Genomic DNA, 1,030 nt, shown 5'->3' on the forward strand with positions numbered 1-1,030 from the left:
GGCGAAGCTGAGAACTTAAGCGCCAGTAAACGGCGGTGGTAACTATAACCATCCTAAGGTAGCGAAATTCCTTGTCGGGTAAGTTCCGACCTGCACGAATGGCGTAACGACTTCTCGACTGTCTCAACCATAGGCCCGGTGAAATTGCATTACGAGTAAAGATGCTCGTTTCGCGCAGCAGGACGGAAAGACCCCGGGACCTTTACTATAGCTTGATATTGGTGTTCGGTTCGGCTTGTGTAGGATAGGTGGGAGACTGTGAAGCAGCAACGCCAGTTGTTGTGGAGTCGCCGTTGAAATACCACTCTGGTCGTGCTGGATGTCTAACCTGGGTCCGTGATCCGGATCAGGGACAGTGTCTGGTGGGTAGTTTAACTGGGGCGGTTGCCTCCTAAAGGGTAACGGAGGCGCCCAAAGGTTCCCTCAGCCTGGTTGGCAATCAGGTGTTGAGTGTAAGTGCACAAGGGAGCTTGACTGTGAGACTGACGGGTCGAGCAGGTACGAAAGTAGGGACTAGTGATCCGGCGGTGGCTTGTGGAAGCGCCGTCGCTCAACGGATAAAAGGTACCCCGGGGATAACAGGCTGATCTTCCCCAAGAGTCCATATCGACGGGATGGTTTGGCACCTCGATGTCGGCTCGTCGCATCCTGGGGCTGGAGTAGGTCCCAAGGGTTGGGCTGTTCGCCCATTAAAGCGGTACGCGAGCTGGGTTTAGAACGTCGTGAGACAGTTCGGTCCCTATCCGCTGTGCGCGTAGGAGTGTTGAGAAGGGCTGTCCCTAGTACGAGAGGACCGGGACGGACGAACCTCTGGTGTGCCAGTTGTTCTGCCAAGGGCATGGCTGGTTGGCTACGTTCGGGAGGGATAACCGCTGAAAGCATCTAAGCGGGAAGCCTGCTTCGAGATGAGCACTCCCACCTCCTTGAGAGGGTAAGGCTCCCAGTAGACGACTGGGTTGATAGGCCGGATATGGAAGCCCTGTAAGGGGTGGAGTTGACCGGTACTAATAGGCCGAGGGCTTGTCCTCAG

Annotated in this window: 1 rRNA gene; it reads left to right on the top strand. The window is 55.8% G+C overall.

The annotated features are described in order from the left end of the window. A 23S ribosomal RNA gene (locus ACFVSN_RS45225) occupies positions 1 to 1,028 on the top strand; the annotation flags it as partial. Between the last annotated feature and the right edge of the window lie 2 nt (positions 1,029 to 1,030).

This window comes from Kitasatospora sp. NPDC057904, from assembly GCF_042887925.1.
In the GTDB taxonomy this organism is placed as follows: Bacteria; Actinomycetota; Actinomycetes; order Streptomycetales; family Streptomycetaceae; genus Kitasatospora.